Origin of the sequence: Agrobacterium leguminum, assembly GCF_005144435.2 — a bacterium.
Classification (GTDB): Bacteria; Pseudomonadota; Alphaproteobacteria; order Rhizobiales; family Rhizobiaceae; genus Agrobacterium; species Agrobacterium leguminum.
Genome location: NZ_CP120211.1, coordinates 85,625 through 104,543 on the forward strand (window position 1 = coordinate 85,625; position 18,919 = coordinate 104,543).

Genomic DNA, 18,919 nt, shown 5'->3' on the forward strand with positions numbered 1-18,919 from the left:
TGCCGCACATCTCGCCAACTCGTGAAGGGAAAAGCATTTTGCCCGGCTTTTTTGACTTTAATCCTGATTTGAGCGATCAACATAATTCGCAAAGCAGGGCAGGATTGGAAATGGCAGGCAGGGCAGCGCTTGAACTGAAATCGGTCGGGAAAAGATTCGGCGATACGGAAGTGCTGTCCGATATCGATCTTTCCGTCGAACGCGGCGAAATCATTTGTCTGGTGGGACGCTCCGGCTGTGGAAAATCGACCTTGCTACGCATCGTGGCGGGTGTGGAGACACCGGACCATGGCAGCGTTTCCCTGAACGGCGCTGTCGTTGCCGGCCCCGCTGTTTTCGTCGAGCCGGAAAAGCGCAATATCGGTTTTGTCTTTCAGGATTATGCGCTGTTTCCGCATCTGACCGTCGAGCAGAATGTCATGTTCGGTCTTCGGTCTTTGCCTAAGGTGGAAGCCCGCCGCCGCGCTGCCGAGATGATCGAACATGTTCACCTGCAGGAACTGGCGAAACGTTATCCGCATACGCTTTCGGGCGGCGAGCAGCAGCGTGTGGCGCTCGCCCGCGCGCTTGCCCCACAGCCCGGCCTGCTCCTGATGGACGAACCATTTTCCAATCTGGACAGGGGATTGCGCGACAGCGTGCGCGAGGAAACGCTCGGCCTGTTGCGGCAACTGGGCACGACGGCGATCATGGTGACGCATGATCCGGAAGAGGCGCTTTCCGCAGGCGACCGTGTGGTTCTGATGCAGCGTGGGCGCATCGTGCAGAGCGGCACGGGTTACGAAATCCACGATCATCCCAAAACCCGTTATGCCGCCGATTTTTTCTGCGCCTTCAACAAGATCGAAGGCCGGGTAAGACAGGGTCGCGTCGAAACGCCGCTCGGGCTTCTGGGCGACGCGTCCGATCTGCCTGACGGTCTCGCCGCCATTGCCTATGTTCGCCCAAATGCGATTTCGATCATCGAGGACGGTGCGGCGAAAGAAGGAATTGCCGGCGAAATATCGAGCCGTGTGTTCCTCGGGGAGATCGAGCAGCTTGGCATAGCCGTGCCCGGATTGTCGGCCGATCTGCGTGTCAGGACGATGCAGCGCACACCCGCCCGGACGACGGCGGTGCGCTTCGGTATCGATCCCAAGGGAGTGCTGATATTTACTGCAAGTTGAGTGAGTGGATTTGTATGTTTGTTTCCGCTCCATTTTCAACTCTTGGTGATCGAATCCGCCCGAAAAACAGAGAAATAAAACTTGATTTGGGTCATCAGGTATGATGTCTGCTCCCTCTATATTGCCGCTATCGGAGAGGGAGACAAAACATGACGAAATTTACCAGATTTGCCCTGCTTGCCAGCACGGTTGCCTTTGCAGCCGGAACGGCCAGCGCTGCGGAACTCAACATCTACACCACCCGCGAACCGGGCCTGATCCAGCCGCTTCTGGAATCCTTCACCGCCTCAAGCGGCGTCAAGGTCAACACCGTGTTCCTGAAGGACGGTCTTGCCGAGCGCGTTCTGAGCGAGGGCGCAAGCTCGCCTGCCGACGTTCTGATGACGGTGGATGCCGGCAACCTCGTCGATCTCGCTGAAAAGGGCGTCACCCAGGCGGTCGAATCCGAAACCTTGACCAAGGCTATCCCGGCTGAACTTCGCGACGCCAAGGGTCATTGGTTCGCGCTCTCCATGCGCGCCCGCGTTCTTTATGCGGCGAAGGATGTCGATCTCGCCTCCTTCAACTATGAAGATCTGGCGGATGCGAAGTGGAAGGGCAAGGTCTGCATTCGCGCCGGCCAGCACCCCTATAACACGGCGCTCTTTGCCGATTACATCGCCCATTACGGCGCGGCGGACACCGAGAAGTGGCTTGCCGGCGTCAAGGAAAACCTGGCCCGCAAGGCAGGCGGCGGCGACCGCGACGTTGCCAAGGACATCCTCGGCGGCATTTGCGATATCGGCATCGCCAACTCCTATTATGTCGGCCTGATGCGCTCGGGCAAGGGCGGCGAGGAGCAGGTGAAGTGGGGCGACGCCATCAAGGTCGTTCTTCCGACCTTCAAGAATGGCGGCACGCAGGTCAATATCAGTGGCGCGGCTGTGGCCAAGAATGCTCCGAACAAGACGGAAGCCGTCAAGCTGCTGGAATATCTCGTCTCCGACGAAGCCCAGAAGATCTATGCTGAAGCCAACTACGAATATCCGGTCAAGCAGGGTGCGGCTCTCAACGAGATCATCGCTTCCTTCGGCACGCTGAAGATCGATAACAAGCCGCTGACGGAAATCGTCTCGCATCGCAAGCAGGCGAGCGAGCTGGTCGACAAGGTCGGTTTCGACAAGTAAAGGCCAATCAGCGATAACATGGTGGAAGGCGTTCGCATCTGCGGGCGCCTTTCCGCGTATTTTCTGAAAGCACATGAATCCAGACGCCATCCAGCCACTGACACCTCGTGCCCGAGCCAGGTTTTCATCCTCCTTCTGGTGGCTGTGCCTCTCCGTGCTGGCGGTTTGCGGCGCCATGGTGCCGGTTCTGGCGCTTGTCTCGCAGGCGTTGCAGGGTTCCGAAGGCCTGTGGGTGCATCTCGGCTCGACCGTGCTCTGGACGGCGCTTCCGGATACGGCGATCCTTCTCGCCGGTGTCGGGCTGCTGGCCGGTGTCGTCGGAACCTATGCCGCCTGGCTGGTCACCGCCTATGATTTTCCCGGCCGCAAAATATTGGAATGGGCGCTGCTGCTGCCGCTGGCCATGCCCACCTATATCGTCGCTTACGCCTATCTGGATATTCTGCATCCGATCGGACCGGTACAGGGTGCGATCCGCTGGCTGCTCGGTTATTCCAGCCCGCGCGAATTTCGTCTGTCGGACATAAGGTCCATGACGGGCTGCATCGTCCTTCTCGGCTTCGTGCTGTTTCCCTATGTCTATATTCCCGTGCGCGCCATGTTCCTGACGCAGGCGGGCAACCTGCTGGAAGCGGCGCGCACGCTCGGCGTTTCCAGACGCGCAGCTTTTTTCAAGGTCGCGGTGCCGCTGGCGAGGCCGGCGATTGCGGTCGGCATCAGCCTTGCCCTGATGGAAGCGCTCAACGATATAGGCGCATCGGAATTCCTCGGCGTCCGCACGCTCACCGTTTCCGTCTACACCACCTGGGTTACGAAATCCGACCTGCCGGGTGCGGCGCAGATCGCGCTCTCCATGCTGTTCATCGTTGTCGCCCTCGTGGCGCTTGAGCGCTGGGCGCGGCGCAAGCAGCGTTATGCGGTTTCGGCGCAGAAAAGCAGGGAACTGGAGCCGCTGCGACTCAACGGCCTGAAGGGCTGGGCCGCTTTCGTACTCGGCGGCCTGCCGGTCCTGATCGGCTTTGTGGCGCCGGCCAGCTATCTCGTCATCGAGGCATGGAAACGGTTCCGTTTCAGCGGCCTCTCCGCCCGCTTTGCCGATGAAGCTCTGAACACCATCGTCTTTGCCGGACTGGCGACGGTTATCACCCTTATCCTCGGCCTTGCGGTTGCTTACGCCATGCGCCTTGCACCGGGGCGTCTATCGCTCTGGTCCTACCGGCTTTCGACGGTCGGATATGCGGCCCCCGGCACGGTCATCGCCATCGGCGTGCTGATCGCGCTTGGCGGCTTCGACCGGTTTGTCGACCAGACCATGCGTGACTGGTTCGGCATCTCTACCGGCCTCATCTTCATCGGCAGCGGTGCCGCGCTGATCTATGCCTATTCGGCGCGTTTCCTCACCATTGCGGCGGGCGGTGTGGATGCCGGCCTCAGCCGCATACCGCAATCCTTCGATCACGCCTCGCGAACGCTCGGGCGATCCGCGACGCAGACATTCCGCCAGATTCATCTGCCGCTATCCAAGGCGTCGCTTGCGGCGGCGGCGCTGCTGATCTTCGTCGATTGCGTCAAGGAGCTTCCCGCCACGCTTCTGTTGAGGCCGCTGAATTTCGAAACCTTCGCTACCCATCTTTATGGCGAAGCGGCGCGCGGCACCTATGAGGAAGCGGCAATCGCAGCGCTGGCAATCGTCGTCATCGGCATGCTTCCGGTCATGCAGCTTGCAAGGATCGGCCGGCGCAAGGGCTGATATCGAAGCCCTGTCCGATAAATGACGGGCGTAAAACTGTGCGAGAGGCCAATAAGCTTCAAATCCCGCCAGAAAACGACAAGCATCCTGCCTTAATCCTGATGTAAATACTCAGCTTAATTGAGGTGCCGCGGCCTGTCGGATTTGGACATCGGCCGCGATCTGTTTCGGGGCATATCTTGAAAAATTTGCATGGGATGTTTTTGAGCCGTCTGGCTTTGGGCACGGCCGCCGTTGTTTTGCTGGCGCCAGCGATGGGCCACGCGCAGGACACGACCGTTCTGCAGCAGATTACCGTTGAAGGGCAGGGCGCGGAAAACGCGACAGGTCCGGTCCGGGGTTATGTCGCGAAGAAAAGCGCGACCGGTTCGAAAACCGAGACGGAAACCAGGGATATTCCGCAATCCGTATCGGTCGTCGGCCGCCAGGAAATGGATGACCGTGGCGCGGTGACGAAAATCGACGAGGTGCTGCGTTACACCCCCGGTGTGACGGCGGAGCCCTTCGGCACGGACCCGGATACGGACTGGATTTATATTCGCGGTTTTCAGGCCACCCAGACCGGCGTGTTTCTGGATGGTCTGAACCTGTTCAGCTACGGTTTCGGCGGTTTCCAGATGGATGCCTACGGTCTGGAGCGCGTGGAAGTTCTGAAAGGCCCCGCCTCGGTGCTTTATGGTGGCGCCAATCCCGGCGGTATCGTGCAAATGGTCCGCAAGCGCACGCAGGATGAGCCGGTGCGTGAAACGGAAATCGGCATCAATAATTTCGGCAATGCCTTCTTCGGCTTCGATCTCGGCGACAAGGTCGATGGTGAAGGCGTGTGGAAATACCGCGTCACCGGCAAGGTCTCCGGCGGCGACAATTACACCGATTATTCCGAGGATTTGCGCGGTTTCATCATGCCGCAGATCACCTTCGAGCCGGACGCGCAGACAAGCGCCACGCTCTACGGCTATTTCTCGGCGCTCGATCAGGTTCATATCGGCAACGGTTTCCTGCCCTATGTCGGCACGGTGGTCGACGCGCCCTTCGGTAAGCTCGACCGCAAGGCCTTTTATGGCGAGCCGGATATCGACAATGGTCGCGTCTACCAGTCCATGGTGGGTTACGAGGTCAGCCATGAATTCGACAATGGCTGGAAGATCAGCCAGAACGCCCGTTATGGTCACCTCTACAAGCACGAAACCGGACCCTATGCCGGCGGCTGGGCCAATACAGATGCAAACGGCCAGCCGATCCTCGATGCCACCACCAACGACTATATGTTGACCCGCTTCGGTTACGATGGCGTGTCGAAAGTCGACAGTTTCGGCGTGGACAACCGGGTCGAAGGCCAGTTCGATACCGGCGCGGTCAACCATTCGCTGCTCTTCGGTCTCGACTATAAATATTACCGGCTGGACCAGGTGCAGGCCTGCTGCGGATCGAATGCAATCGGTGCGCTCAACCCGGTCTATGGCTCGACGCAGGGAACGAATTTCGTTTATGCCGACAATATCGTGACCCAGCAGCAGATCGGCATCTACGCGCAGGACCAGTTGCGCTTCGGCGATGGCTGGCTGGTCACGCTGAATGGCCGTTACGACTATGTCGATACGGAACTGAACAACAGGCTGCCTGCGGGCCTCTCCCGCCGCTCGAATGACGATGCGTTGAGCGGCCGCGCCGGTCTCGCCTATGAATTCGACAATGGGCTGACACCCTATGTCTCGGCCGCCACTTTCTTCAATCCGCTCATCGATACGCTTGCGGATGGCACTCCCGCTTCGCCGGAAGAGGGACACCAGTTCGAGGCCGGTATCAAATATGAGCCGACCTTCTTCGATGGCAGCATCACGGCTTCCGTCTTCAAGCTGGTCAAGGACAATGCCATCGTTTCCTATACGGCCGGCGGGGTCACCACGAGCGGTCAGTTCGGGCAGGTGGAATCCACCGGCTTCGAGCTGGAGGCCAAGGCCAATCTCAGCGAGAACTGGAAGGCGCTCGCCTCCTATTCCTATACGGATCTGGAGATTACCCGCGACGCCAATCCGAACCTTATCGGCAAATCGCCATGGATCGTGCCCGCCCACACCGCCTCGCTGTGGCTGGACTATGCCTTTACCACAGACGCGCTGGAAGGCCTGAGCCTCGGCGGCGGCGTGCGGTATCAGGGCAAATCCTGGGCGGATGCGGCAAATACGCTGCGCGTGCCGGATGCCGCCGTCTTCGACGCCGCAATCCGCTACGAGAAGAACGACTGGACCGCATCGATCAACGTCGCCAATGTCTTCGACAAGGAATATGTGAAGAGCTGCGCCGGCGTCTCCGTCTGCGGCTGGGGCGATAGCCGCACCGTCACCTTCAAGCTTTCCAAGAAGTGGTAAGGCTTGGCCGAAGGCCGGCAGTTGCGGGGAAAGCAGTTTGCCACTATAAACATGAATAGATTTATCATGTTTATAGTGGCGCCATGGCGCCCTGCGGGATCGAGAGGCCATGGCTTTCCGCGTGCGGATGGAAAATGAGATCGAGGGTTTTGCCGTCATCGGCGGGCCGCGCTCGCGGGTCTGGAACGGCATCGTCGCCGATCTCTGGGATGTGCGTTGCGCCCCGAAGGCGGGCGGCCGTTATGTCGGCAAGGATCCGCGCTTCGTTTTCCTGCTGGATATGGACGGGACGGATGACGGGCGGTTCATGATGAACCGCTGCCGCCGCGACAATTACGGTTCGTCAAAGGCGAACCGGATTTCCTTCGTGCCCGCCGATCTGGATGTGCATGCCGAACTGAGCAACGTCTCCTTCGTACGCCACCTCGATCTGCATTTCGATGCGGGATTGCTGGGTGCCCGGCTGGTGCAGGGCTTCGATCCGCACAGCCTGCTCGATCCGCATCTGATGTTCGAGGATGAGCGCCTGCTGGCGCTGGCGCGACTGATTGCCGCCGAATGCGATAATCCCGATCCGCTGCATGACCTTTATGGCGAAAGCCTCGTGCTGGCGCTATTGACGGATTTCCTGAAAGTGAAACGGGAGCCGGTCAAAAAACGCAGCAAGCTCGCCGCCTGGCAGTTGAGGGCGGCGACGGACTACATCCGCGAACATTGCCTGCGGTCGATCCGGCTGGAGGAGCTGGCGGAACTCACCAACCTGTCGCAATCGCATTTCAGCCACGCCTTCAAGGCCTCCACCGGCGTGCCGCCCCACCAATGGCAGATGCAGGCGCGCATCGATCGCGTCAAGGAACTGATGATGCGGACCGACATGGCGCTGACCGACATCGCCATTGCTGCCGGGTTTTCGGATCAGGCGCATTTCTCCCGCGTCTTTCGCAAGATGGTCGGTGTTTCTCCCTCCGTCTGGCAGAAAATCCGCCAATAAAGACGCGTTTTCGTTCCATTCTCCTTCAAAAAAATTCCCGCCGAAGCGCCTGGAACGCCGCGGAACGAATTGTCCGTCGAGGGGTTTACCGGACGTGACACAAACGAGGAAAATCAAGGAGGAAAGGCACATGATGCATCAGGAACCCCGCGCCGGACAGGACCCCTATGTCAAGGATACGCCGAGCCTGATCGCCAGCGACAAGGTGGAAGGCACGCGCGTCTACGGCGCCGACAGCAAGCATATCGGCTCGATCCAGCGCATCATTCTGGAAAAGCGCGGCGGGCGCGTGGCCTATGCGGTCTTGAGCTTTGGCGGCTTCCTCGGCATCGGTGACGACTATTATCCGCTGCCTTGGGAAAAGCTGCATTATGACGAAGAACTCGACGGCTACCGCATCGATCTCACCAAGGAAGAGATCGAAAATGCGCCGCACTTCGCCAATCTCGATGATAACGACCTACTGAACGCCAAGGACAGCAAGGTCTATGATTATTATGGGGTCGCACCCTATTGGATGTAAGGCCCAGAGAAAAAGCGCTTCCGGCTGTTTGATCACCGAAAGCGTCGCAAATAAAAGAACGGCTCCTTTTCAGGAGCCGTTTTCTTTTGGGTGCGTCAATGCGGGTTTTTCTGCATCTCGGAAACCGCGTCGGTGAAGCACTTTCGTGCTTCTTCGGGCGATTTACGTCCGTCAAGGGCGGCACGGCAGGCGCTTCTCGCTCTCACGAAGCTCAATCCGCCAATTTTGGGCCAGCCTTCGGTCAATAATGTCAACGCTTCGAAGGGGCCGGCGATGACACTCTTGCCATTCGCCTCGAGATTGACCTCGACAGGCTCTGTCCATCTCTCGTTCTTCATCGTGCACCTCCCAGAGCAACGCGATCCCGAAATACACCCGACAGCGAAGCAACCCATGAACGCAGCCGTGTGTCACTGCTGCTTAGGATATGCGCAAGCGATCGAATTGACAACGGGGATCAGCGGAAGCCGAAAAACGACAGGATCGCCAGAACGATGACGACGAGGCCGACGATGTAGATGATCTGGTTCATGATTTTCTCCTTGGCTGGTGTCATCACCATAACGTGAGGGAGAAGACGAGGTTCCAGCAGCCAATGAGAATTTAATAACGTACTAAAATGTTGCGGACGTCCCATCGCCGGTGAGAGTGGATGTCACCTCCGCAGGATCACCCAGATCGCGTGGATAATGCCGGGAACATAACCGCACAGCGTCAGGAGAATATTCAGCCAGAAATGCAGGCCGAACCCAACCTGAAGAAACACGCCGACGGGCGGAAGGATGATGGCGATCAGGATACGAATGACGTCCACGATGACAGGCTTTCCAGTTATTTATGACCTGCCGGAGAACGTGTGGTGGGCGGTTTGGTTTCAAGTGACCGTCTTTTACGGTGACTAACAGGCGCCGGGTTTAATTTTCGGAGGTCGCAAAAGCCTGGGCGGTGAGTTCGCCGTAGCCGCAAAAACACCGCCGCCTTGATAATACAAGGGAAAACACAGACTATCAAAATCTATGATAGGGCTGAGAAAGCCAATCGCTTCGGTCAGTCCGGATAAATTGCCCGACCATTTGGCAATATGACCGGTGCGTTGCGTACATCGCGGCGACCTCCGCTGCTAGGCTCCGTCCGGGGCTGTGGCGGCTGTGGCCGATTGCGCCATTCGCTTACGCTCCGGTCCTGGCCCCGGTCCCTGTCGCGTCGATCCCGCCACTCTCTTCGTTCTCCCCAGTAACGGCGGTCGTAATCCCGGTAGTAACGGTCGCGGTCATAGGATCGATAGTACACACCGGTCGTATAGTAGCCCCCCGTGCGATAGCCGGGATCATCGACGCATCCGGTCAGAACGCCTAGCGACACCAGACAAATTGCTGCGCTCAATAGCTTCATGATTTCTGCTCCCAATAACGGACTCAAACGCGTGATGAAGTCCGCGGTTCCATTGGCGAATACCCTGAGGCAAGCGCTCTTAACCGGACCTGAACAAGCAACCGGCGGTTCAATTCAGCGGCAAGATGGAGATGTCATATCGAGGGCCATCACGTTGCGACGACGCTCCATGTTGCGCAGCTCAGGGCAAAGCCGCCCAAAGCAATGACTGGCAATTTTGGAGTTGATTGGGATTTGGGAAAATGGTGCCGCTTACGTGACTCGAACACGTGACCCCGTCATTACGAATGACGTGCTCTACCAACTGAGCTAAAGCGGCCCGATTGTGACCCGTTTGTTGCGGATCAGCTTCATGGCGGGCTGATACAGGCAATGCTGACGGATTTCAAGCCTTGAATGTGCTGGTTTTGAAATTTCCGCAAAAAGCTTTGCCTGTCCATTGTTTACCGGAGCCTTCAGCCTTTCCCGCAGATGCGCTTTTTGGCCGTTTCATATTCATTTGCCAGACGATCGACGAGCGCCGCCACCGGTTCCACCGCCTTGACGGCGCCGATGCCTTGCCCTGCACCCCATATGTCTTTCCAGGCCTTGGCGCCGCCGGAGACCGTTTCGAAGTCCATTTTCGAAGGATCGGCTTCGGGCAGATTGTCGGGATCCATGCCGGAGGCGACGATCGAGCTTTTCAGGTAGTTGCCGTGTACGCCCGTGAAGTAGTTCGAATAGACGATATCCTTGGCCTGCGCTTCGACAATCGCCTGCTTGTAGCCTTCGGAAGCGCGCGCCTCCTCGGTGGCGATGAAGGGGGAGCCGATATAGGCCATGTCCGCGCCCATGGCCTGCGCCGCGAGAATGGAGCCGCCATTGGCGATGGCGCCGGCCAGCAGCAGCGGGCCGTCGAACCATTCGCGGATTTCCTGCACGAGGGCGAAGGGCGAAAGCGTGCCCGCATGTCCGCCCGCACCCGTCGCCACCGCGATAAGCCCATCCGCGCCCTTGCGAATGGCGGAGCGGGCATGGCGGTCGTTGATGACGTCATGCAGCACGATGCCGCCATAGGAATGCACGGCCGCATTGACCTCGGGCACCGCGCCAAGCGAAGAAATCACCACCGGCACCTTGTATTTCACGCAAAGGCCGAGATCGTGCTCCAGCCGCCGGTTGGACATGTGCACGATCTGGTTGACCGCGAAGGGCGCCGCCGGGTGTTCGGGATTGGCCTGGTTGTGAGCGTCAAGCTCCTCGGTGATCATTGCCAGCCATTCGTCGAGCTGGCTTTCGGGCCGCGCATTGAGCGCCGGGAAAGCGCCGATGACGCCGGCCTTGCACTGCGCCAGCGTCAGTTGCGGATGTGAAATGATGAATAGCGGTGATGCTATGACCGGAAGACGCAGATTGTCTTTCAGCACGGACGGTAGCATGTCTCCTCCCACGAATTACGTTTACGCGCACGTAAGTCAATATCGTGTTCAGCAGCAGATTGAAAGCGAAAACAGCGTGGCATTCGCCTCTCGAATCTGCGTTCGTAGCGCCACAATGAATTGATTTTCCCCAAGGCAATCCGGTCTTTATCACAAACGATGCTTGCGGAGGGGCGGTATAGCCGTTACCGAATCGTGAACCCATGGCGCAGCGCCGCATATTTTTTGCAAAGCGCAATAGAACAAGGATCGGTCGTGAGCGGACTGGAAACGGCAATCAGAAATGCTCTGGAAAAATCGGACAGATCGAACGCCGAAGTTCGTGCACGGATTTACCAATCCTCCCGCCAGGCACTGGAAGCGGGCCTGCGCAAGCAGGGCATAGACGATCCGCAGGTTGTCTCCCAGCAGCGCCAGCGGCTTGAAGGCCTGATCCACCAGATCGAGAATGAAGAGCGCAACCGGCTTCTGGACAGGGTGGAGCAGCAATTGCGCCCGCCCGCACCGGAAAGTCCGGCGCAGGACGATCACTCCGTCGATCCCGTTTCGCAGCCGCCCCATCACGGCGATATGGGTGTTGAGCCGGAGTTGCGTGGTGAAACGCGCGATGTGCGGCCCGGCGGCGCCGCTGCTCCGGCGCCGCTGAGTGCGGGGCAGCGCAATGGCAAGCCGCCGAAGAGAAGCTCCCGCGCGGGCGATGCTTCGCTTGCCTTCCGGCCGGAAGGCGCGGTTGGCCGCCGCAAGCGCCGCGGGCTTTTCGCCCGGCTTTTCATCTACGTGACGCTTCTGGCCTTTATCGGTTTTGGTGCCTGGTGGGTCTATTCCTCCGGCCTCCTGCTGTCGCCGGAGCAGCGCGATACCAGCGTGCCCAATCCGCCGGCGCAGGTGCAGGCGGAGGATTTCAACGGGACTGAGCCCGCGCCGAGCCTTTCCGCCGGCCGTGGTTTTTCCGATGACTGGGTGGAAGTCTTCAATGCGGAGCGTGGCAGTTCCGGTGTTTCGGCCGGCCCGCGCGCCAATGTCGAAAACATCGCCACACCCGCCGGCAAGGCGATAAAGGTGACCTCGAGAAGTGTCTCGCAGGATGGCGCCGTCAGCGTCGAGGTTCCGGTGGAGGTGATGCGGGATATGGCGGGCAAGTCTTCCACCATTTCGATCACGCTGCAATCCTCCAGCGACCGGCAGACCCAGGTGTCCGTCGCCTGCGATTTCGCGACATTGGGCGATTGCTCCCGCCACCGCTTCACCGCCACGGCGGAGCGCGCGGACATGCTGCTGAACACGACATTCGAACGATCTCTCGCTCCCAATGCGCCGGGCAGGATCTTCATCAACAGCGACATCGATGGCAGCGGCCGCCCGGTCAATCTTTATTCCGTGCGCATTCTGCCGGGCCAGTAAGGGAAAACAGGCGTCTCGAATGGAGGCGCCTGTCAGCGTCTTCCGGTTCTATTTGAGAAAATCCGGCCCCGATCCCAAAATCTTGTCGTCGATTTCGCCGATTGCCTTTTTGTCCTTGCCCTCATAGTCGAGCGCAAGAAGAATGTGGCGGATGAGGTTCACCCGCGCGCGGCGCTTGTCGTTGGCGCGCACCACCGTCCAGGGGGCGGCGTCGGTGTGGGTCTTTTCCAGCATTTCGTCGCGTTTTTGCGTGTAGTCGTCCCATTTCGTCAGCGCCGCTATGTCCATATCCGAAAGCTTCCAGCATTTCAGCGGGCTGTGGCGGCGGTCATGGAAGCGTTCGATCTGCGTTTCGCGGCCGATGTCGAGCCAGAATTTGAACAGATGAACGTCCTCATGGACCAGCATCTTTTCCAGACGCGGCGTTTCCTTGAGGAAGCGCTTGTGTTCCTCCGGCGTGCAGAAACCCATGACCGGCTCTACCCCGGCGCGGTTATACCACGAGCGGTCGAAGAGAACGAATTCGCCGGCGGTCGGAAAATGCGAGATGTAGCGCTGGAAATACCATTGGCCGCGTTCGGTTTCCGTTGGTTTGGTCAGCGCCACCACGCGGGCATAGCGGGGGTTGAGATAGGCGCGGGTCGCGAAGATCGCGCCGCCCTTGCCGGCCGCATCGCGGCCCTCGAAAACCGCCATGACCCTTTTGCCGGTAGCCTGCAGCCAGAACTGCACCTTGACCAGCTCCACCTGCAGCGCCTCGAGGGCGCTGTCGTAGTCCTCCCGCTTCATCTTCTTGTCATAGGGAAAATCGCCTGCGGAAAGTTTCTTTTCCTCAACCCAGTCAGGAAGAACCGGATCGTCGATGTCGAAGCTGCGCAGTTTGCCGCCTATGGTGATATCGACCGTCCGCTTCTTCGTTTCTTCGCCCATGGTTTCCTCCGGCTGTTGTTGTGTAAAGGCAACTCGACGCCAATGAGTTCACATCCATTGCCAGAATTCAAGTGAAACAGGACCGCTTGACCGGGGTGCGGCGGCGGCAGCGATTGCGGCGTCGATTTTGCGCATATACGTTGTGGAAAATGCGCGATGATGAATCTCTGTCATGAAGCTGGCCTATGAGATTTCGATGCGCTGTCAGATGAAAGTGGAAAGAGCAGGCTGAAATGGCAGTCATGGAAGGCGATGGTGGATTAAGGCGTTTGGGAAGGAAGCTCGGCCGAAATTGGTTGCCCGTTCTCATCGTCAGCATGCTCGCCATCGTGGCCGTTGCGGAGCTCAACACGCCCTATATGCCCGCCGCCCTGTGGCTTTGCGCCGTCATTGCCATCCTCGCCGCTCGGGAGGGGCCGGCGGCGGCTTCAGCAAAAGACGGGAGCCCGGTTGCGGAGGCAGATGAGCAAGAAGTGCCCGGCGAAAGCGTCATTTCCGGCGTAAGGGCGAGCCTCGCGGTTCTGGATACCCCCGTTTTCATTCTCGACAGGAACGCCAGCGTGCTGTTTCAGAACGGCGCGGCCGAGCGCGCCTTCGGCCAGTTGCCCGCCGGGGCGCATATTTCCGCTCGGCTGCGCTCCCCCGGCCTCTTGGATGTCATTCGCGAAACCATCACCACCGGCCAGCCCAACCAGGTCGAACATTCGGAGCGCTTCCCTTCCGAACGGGTCTTCATCGTCCGCATCGCCCGTGCGGATGTGGGAGAGGGGGCAGGCCCGCCATTCTACATCCTGTCGTTCCGCGACGTCTCGGAGCTTCGCCGCATCGACCGCATGCGCAGCGACTTCGTCGCCAATGCCAGCCATGAATTGCGTACACCGCTCGCTTCGCTCCGCGGTTTCATCGAAACCATGCAGGGGCCGGCGCGCAACGACCCGAAGGCGCAGGAACGTTTCCTTGCCATCATGCTGGATCAGGCAACCCGCATGAGCAGGCTGGTGGACGATCTCATGTCCCTGTCGCGGCTGGAATTGCGGGCCAACATCGCGCCCGACCAGAAGGTCGATCTCGTTCCCGTCATCGGCCATGTGCGCGATACTCTGCTGCCGCTTGCCGACGAGCTGGATGTGACCATCACGCTGCATCTGCCCGACCGGCCGGCAGAGGTGCAGGGGGACCGCGACGAGCTGGTGCAGGTATTCCAGAACCTTGTTGAAAATGCTTGCAAATACGGCCAGGAAGGCAAGGTCGTGGATGTCTGGCTGCGGGCCGAACCCGGCAAGCCGGTGGAGGTGAGCGTCATCGACAAGGGGCCGGGCATTCCCGCCGAACATGTGCCGCGCCTGACGGAGCGTTTTTATCGTGTCAGCGTCGCCGACAGCCGCTCGAAAAAGGGCACGGGTCTCGGGCTTGCCATCGTCAAGCACATCCTCACCCGCCACCGCGCCCGCCTCATCATTAAATCGGAATTGGGCAGCGGCACGGACTTCACCGTGAGATTCTGACATAAAATATGCATCTGCTTTTAATGTCGTGGATATTTCTAAATAAAATCAATATCTTAGATTGTCACAAATCTTTCGTCAAAGTGACATAAAAGGATGGGGCTACGGTGGTTAAGAAAAGGTCGCCGAGCGCAAGCTAAGAGCGAGTGTCGCTATCGGCTGCGTCCACAACAAAGCCCACGACGGGAGAGACAAATGAACATCGTTAAATTTTCCGCAGCAGCTCTGGTGGCTTCTGTCGCCTTCGCTGGCGCCGCCGCTGCTCGCGACCAGATCCAGGTTGCCGGTTCCTCCACGGTTCTGCCCTACGCCAAGATCGTTGCCGAGACCTTTGCCGAAACCTTCCCGAACTTCAAGGCTCCGGTTGTTGAGTCCGGCGGCACGGGTGGCGGTCTGAAGGCGTTCTGCTCGGGCGTCGGCGAAGGCACCATCGACATTGCCAACGCTTCGCGCAAGATCAAGAGCGACGAACTGGCCGCCTGTAAGGCTGCTGGCGTTGCCGACGTTCAGGAAGTGAAGATCGGCTACGACGGTATCGTCTTTGCGATGGACTCGTCCAACAAGGACATCAAGCTCGAGCCGAAGGACCTTTACCTCGCTCTCGCCGCTGAAATCGTCAAGGACGGCAAGCTCGTTGCCAACCCCTACAAGAAGTGGTCGGAAATCAACAAGGAACTGCCGGACGTCGCTATCGCCGCTTACATCCCGGGCTCCAAGCACGGCACGCGCGAAGTCTTCGAAGAGAAGATCATGGCTGACGGCTGCAAGGAAGCCGGCGCCACCGACGCCATCAAGAAGATCGTCACCGACGCCAAGCAGGCTGCTGCCAAGTGCGTTGCAGTCCGCAAGGACGGCGCTGCAGTCGACATCGACGGCGACTACACCGAAACGCTCGCCCGTATCGACGCCAACAAGACCGGCCTCGGCGTTTTCGGCCTCGCTTTCTATGAAAACAACGCTGACCGTCTGAAGGTCGCGACCGTTTCGGGCGTCGTTCCGTCCACCGAAACCGTTGCCAGCGGCAAGTACCCGGTTTCCCGCCCGCTGTTCTTCTACGTGAAGAAGGCTCACCTGGGCGTTATCCCGGGCCTTAAGGAATATGTCGAGTTCTTCGTTTCCGACGAGATGATCGGCCCGGATTCCCCGCTCGCCAACTACGGCCTGGTTGCTGCTCCGGACGCAGAGCGCGAAGAAATCCGCTCGAAGTTCTCGGCTGGCTCCACGATGTAATGAAGAAAGAGGGGTGCGGCTTTGCCGTGCCCCTCATTCGGCTTCGCTTGGGCGGTCGTCCGCGGTTGACAGTTCCTAACCATCGCCATCCACATGATTGTCGATGGATTACAGATGGATAGGATGTATCAACCTTGACGCTTGCCGGACTTTGATACAGTCAGGCGGCAGGCATCATGGGATGGTCCAGCGGTCTCGTTTTGATGACTTTTTGATTTGCCCGATATCGCACCGTGCTCTTGAGGCACGCCGAGGGAACTCTAATGAACACATCGATCCTTTTGCTGATACTGGCGCTCATCGGCATCGGCAGCTATCTGCTCGGCAGCCGCCGTGCCGTTGCCTTGTCTGGCGGTCGCCCCTCCAGCATGCATTCCCGTGCCGGTTATCACGGTTCCTACGCGGTCGTCTGGGCGGTGCTGCCCGCGGCGTTCATTCTCTGTGCCTGGCTCATTGTCAGCCCATTGCTCGTCACCTCGGCGGTGCGCGGTAGTTTCCCCGAGGATGTCCGGGCGCAATCCGAAGCGCAGCAGAGCCTGACCTACGGTATGGTGACCTCCATCGCCCGTGGCCTCCAGCGGCTGACGCCGGAGGAAACCGCGCAGGTCGAGGCGGACACGGCTGCGGTCCGGCCGCTTCTGGCATCGAAGGGTGTTGCAATCGCCGGCGATCCCGAGCGGTTCATGGTCGATGCCGCCCACACGCTCAACAGCATGACCTCCACCAGCCGTATCGCGATGATCGCCGTCGTGCTGCTGGCTGCGCTCGGCGGCGGCGCCTATGCGCTGCGCGCGATCGCGCCGCGTTTCCGGGCGCGCAACCAGGTCGAGAAAGTCATTCTCGCGGCCCTGCTCGTCGCCTCGTCCATCGCCATCCTCACGACCATCGGCATCGTCCTGTCGATGCTGACCGAGGCGATCCAGTTCTTCACCATGGTCCCGGCGCACCAGTTCTTCTTCGGAACGGTCTGGGATCCGCGTTTTGCGGCGGCAGGCGCCACCGACTCCTCCGGCCAGTTCGGCCTGATCCCGCTGCTCGCCGGCACGCTTTATATCGGCCTGGTCGCCATGCTGGTTGCGGTTCCGGTCGGCCTCTTCTCGGCGATCTACATGGCGGAATATGCCTCGCCGCGCTTCCGCTCCATGGCAAAGCCGCTGCTTGAAGTGCTCGCCGGCATTCCCACCATCGTTTACGGCTTCTTCGCGCTCACGACGGTCGGTCCTTTCCTCAGAGACATTTCCACGCAGATCAACGGTCTGGCGACGGGCAACTACGCCAACTTCATCCAGGCGCAGAGCGTCATCACCGCCGGCTTCGTCATGGGCATCATGCTGATCCCCTATGTGTCGTCGCTGTCGGATGACATCATCACCGCTGTGCCGCGCTCGCTGCGTGACGGTTCGCTCGGCCTTGGCGCCACGCGTTCCGAGACGATCAAGAGGGTCATTATTCCGGCCGCTCTTCCCGGTATCGTCGGCGCCGTGCTGATGACGGCGTCGCGCGCCATCGGCGAAACCATGATCGTGGTTCTTGCGGCCGGTGTTGCCGCCCGTCTGCAGCTCAATCCCTTCGAACCCATGACCACGGTGACGGTCAAGATCGTCAGCCAGCTTACCGGCGACCTTGAATTCACCTCGCCGCAGACGCTGGTTGCCTTTGCACTCGGCATCACGCTTTTCGCCATCACGCTTTGCCTGAATATCTACGCGCTTTACATCGTGCGCAAATACCGGGAGCAATATGAATGACCGACATCGTCTCTCCGGCAGCCGGCGCGAGCGCCGTCAACAAGGCCACGCGCCGTGATATCGGCATCAAGCGCCGCTATGCCGCCGAACGCCGCTTCCGTGCCTACGGCATGGCAGCGATTTCCTTCGGCCTTATCTTTCTCTTCCTGCTGCTTTTCTCGGTGGTTTCCAAGGGTTACACCGCCTTCCAGCAGACGATGATCACCGTTCCGGTCGAGTTCTCCGAACAGATCATCGATCCGAAAAATGAGCGCGCCACCAATCCGGCGAAGTTGATGACGGCCAATTATCCCGTCATCGCCCGCAATGCGGTCGCCAAGGTCCTTGGCGTTGCACCGACGGACCGCGCCGGCCTTCGCGCCGTCAACCTCCTGATTTCCGACAGCGTGCGCACGCAGCTTCGCGACATCGTCGTCGCTGATCCCGCCGTCATCGGCACCACGCGCACCGTCACGCTGCTGGCGTCGGGCGATGTCGACAGCGCCTTCAAGGGCCAGGTCGACCTGAAGGCGGATGAAGCCAATCGCCGTATCTCGAACCAGCAGCTCGGCTGGATGAACCAGCTCGCCGAAAGCGGCCAGCTCGGCAAACATTTCAATACCGGCATCTTCGTCAACGGCGCGTCAAGCCGTCCGGAAGCGGCAGGTGTGGGTGTGGCGTTGATCGGCTCCTTCTACATGATGCTGATCGTGCTGGTGCTGTCATTGCCGATTGGCGTCGCGGCCTCCATCTATCTCGAGGAATTCGCCCCGAAGAACCGTCTGACGGATCTTATCGAGGTGAATATCAACAATCTCGCGGCCGTTCCTTCGATTGTTTACGGTCTGCTCGGCCTCTCGGTCTTCATTAACTTCATGGGCTTTCCGCGCTCGGCCTCGCTGGTCGGCGGCCTCGTCCTGACGCTGATGACCCTGCCGACGATCATCATCGCGACGCGCGCTGCCCTGAAGGCCGTGCCGCCGTCTATCCGCGCCGCAGCCCTCGGCCTCGGCGCTTCCAAGATGCAGACGATCTTCCACCATGTGCTGCCGCTCGCTATGCCCGGCATTCTGACCGGCACCATCATCGGTCTCGCCCACGCGCTGGGCGAAACGGCGCCGCTGCTTTTGATCGGCATGGTGGCATTCGTTGCGAATTACCCGACAACGCCGATGGATCCGTCCACGGCCCTGCCGGTGCAGATTTACATGTGGGCGAACGAAGCCGAGCGCGCCTTTGTCGAAAGGACATCCGGCGCTATCATCATCCTGCTTCTGTTCCTCATCGTCATGAATGTTGGCGCAATCCTGTTGCGTCGCCGCTTCGAACGGCGCTGGTAGAGGGAGCTTGA

At 59.6% G+C, this 18,919-nt stretch carries 15 protein-coding genes and 1 tRNA gene; 11 read left to right on the forward strand and 5 right to left on the reverse strand.

Annotation, left to right across the window (positions count from 1 at the left end; all coding sequences use genetic code 11):
* The first annotated feature begins 110 nt into the window (after positions 1-110).
* From CFBP4996_RS00410 to CFBP4996_RS00435, 6 genes are all read left to right on the forward strand, one after another.
* The gene (locus CFBP4996_RS00410) at positions 111-1,166 is read left to right on the forward strand and encodes an ABC transporter ATP-binding protein (protein ID WP_080852725.1); all 1,056 of its coding nucleotides are present in this window, start codon (positions 111-113) and stop codon (positions 1,164-1,166) included.
* A gap of 149 nt (positions 1,167-1,315) precedes the next feature.
* Positions 1,316-2,332, forward strand: coding sequence for an extracellular solute-binding protein (locus CFBP4996_RS00415; RefSeq protein ID WP_080852724.1), 1,017 nt, complete (start codon positions 1,316-1,318; stop codon positions 2,330-2,332).
* A 73-nt stretch (positions 2,333-2,405) separates the two neighbouring features.
* On the forward strand, positions 2,406-4,082 hold the full coding sequence (locus CFBP4996_RS00420) for an ABC transporter permease (protein WP_080852723.1): 1,677 nt from the start codon (positions 2,406-2,408) through the stop codon (positions 4,080-4,082).
* A 197-nt stretch (positions 4,083-4,279) separates the two neighbouring features.
* A complete protein-coding gene (locus tag CFBP4996_RS00425) occupies positions 4,280-6,451 on the forward strand; it encodes a TonB-dependent siderophore receptor (protein WP_233283551.1) in 2,172 nt (723 codons plus the stop codon).
* A 109-nt stretch (positions 6,452-6,560) separates the two neighbouring features.
* Positions 6,561-7,442 carry a helix-turn-helix transcriptional regulator gene (locus CFBP4996_RS00430; RefSeq protein ID WP_020810555.1) on the forward strand — a complete coding sequence of 294 codons (882 nt, stop codon included), beginning with the start codon at positions 6,561-6,563 and terminating at the stop codon, positions 7,440-7,442.
* Between the two features lie 130 nt (positions 7,443-7,572).
* The gene (locus CFBP4996_RS00435; protein ID WP_065654852.1) at positions 7,573-7,965 is read left to right on the forward strand and encodes a PRC-barrel domain-containing protein; all 393 of its coding nucleotides are present in this window, start codon (positions 7,573-7,575) and stop codon (positions 7,963-7,965) included.
* Positions 7,966-8,060: 95 nt separating this feature from the next.
* On the opposite strand, the gene CFBP4996_RS00440 is transcribed toward CFBP4996_RS00435, so the two are convergent.
* The 4 genes from CFBP4996_RS00440 to CFBP4996_RS00455 form a co-directional block, all read right to left on the reverse strand.
* A complete protein-coding gene (locus CFBP4996_RS00440; protein WP_003519998.1) occupies positions 8,061-8,303 on the reverse strand; it encodes a DUF982 domain-containing protein in 243 nt (80 codons plus the stop codon).
* A gap of 317 nt (positions 8,304-8,620) precedes the next feature.
* Positions 8,621-8,779, reverse strand: coding sequence for a YqaE/Pmp3 family membrane protein (locus CFBP4996_RS00445; protein ID WP_080852721.1), 159 nt, complete (start codon positions 8,777-8,779; stop codon positions 8,621-8,623).
* Positions 8,780-9,600: 821 nt separating this feature from the next.
* Positions 9,601-9,676, reverse strand: a tRNA-Thr gene (locus CFBP4996_RS00450).
* Between the two features lie 136 nt (positions 9,677-9,812).
* Complete coding sequence (locus tag CFBP4996_RS00455; protein ID WP_080852720.1) at positions 9,813-10,775, reverse strand: NAD(P)H-dependent flavin oxidoreductase; 963 nt, start codon at positions 10,773-10,775, stop codon at positions 9,813-9,815.
* Positions 10,776-11,030: 255 nt separating this feature from the next.
* Here CFBP4996_RS00455 and CFBP4996_RS00460 point away from each other — a divergent pair, with 255 nt between their 5' ends.
* Positions 11,031-12,176, forward strand: coding sequence for a hypothetical protein (locus tag CFBP4996_RS00460; protein ID WP_080852719.1), 1,146 nt, complete (start codon positions 11,031-11,033; stop codon positions 12,174-12,176).
* Between the two features lie 48 nt (positions 12,177-12,224).
* On the opposite strand, the gene ppk2 is transcribed toward CFBP4996_RS00460, so the two are convergent.
* Positions 12,225-13,106: a polyphosphate kinase 2 gene (ppk2, locus tag CFBP4996_RS00465; RefSeq protein ID WP_080852718.1), complete on the reverse strand. Its 882-nt coding sequence runs from the start codon at positions 13,104-13,106 to the stop codon at positions 12,225-12,227.
* A gap of 233 nt (positions 13,107-13,339) precedes the next feature.
* Here ppk2 and phoR point away from each other — a divergent pair, with 233 nt between their 5' ends.
* From phoR to pstA, 4 genes are all read left to right on the forward strand, one after another.
* Positions 13,340-14,611 carry a phosphate regulon sensor histidine kinase PhoR gene (gene phoR / locus CFBP4996_RS00470; protein WP_080852717.1) on the forward strand — a complete coding sequence of 424 codons (1,272 nt, stop codon included), beginning with the start codon at positions 13,340-13,342 and terminating at the stop codon, positions 14,609-14,611.
* A gap of 195 nt (positions 14,612-14,806) precedes the next feature.
* Entirely contained in the window at positions 14,807-15,841 is a 1,035-nt protein-coding gene (locus tag CFBP4996_RS00475) for a substrate-binding domain-containing protein (RefSeq protein WP_035265067.1), read from the forward strand.
* A 263-nt stretch (positions 15,842-16,104) separates the two neighbouring features.
* Complete coding sequence (gene pstC, locus CFBP4996_RS00480) at positions 16,105-17,589, forward strand: phosphate ABC transporter permease subunit PstC (RefSeq protein ID WP_003519988.1); 1,485 nt, start codon at positions 16,105-16,107, stop codon at positions 17,587-17,589.
* A complete protein-coding gene (gene pstA, locus CFBP4996_RS00485; RefSeq protein WP_080852716.1) occupies positions 17,586-18,908 on the forward strand; it encodes a phosphate ABC transporter permease PstA in 1,323 nt (440 codons plus the stop codon). Before pstC ends, pstA begins: the two co-directional genes overlap by 4 nt.
* Positions 18,909-18,919: the final 11 nt, after the last annotated feature.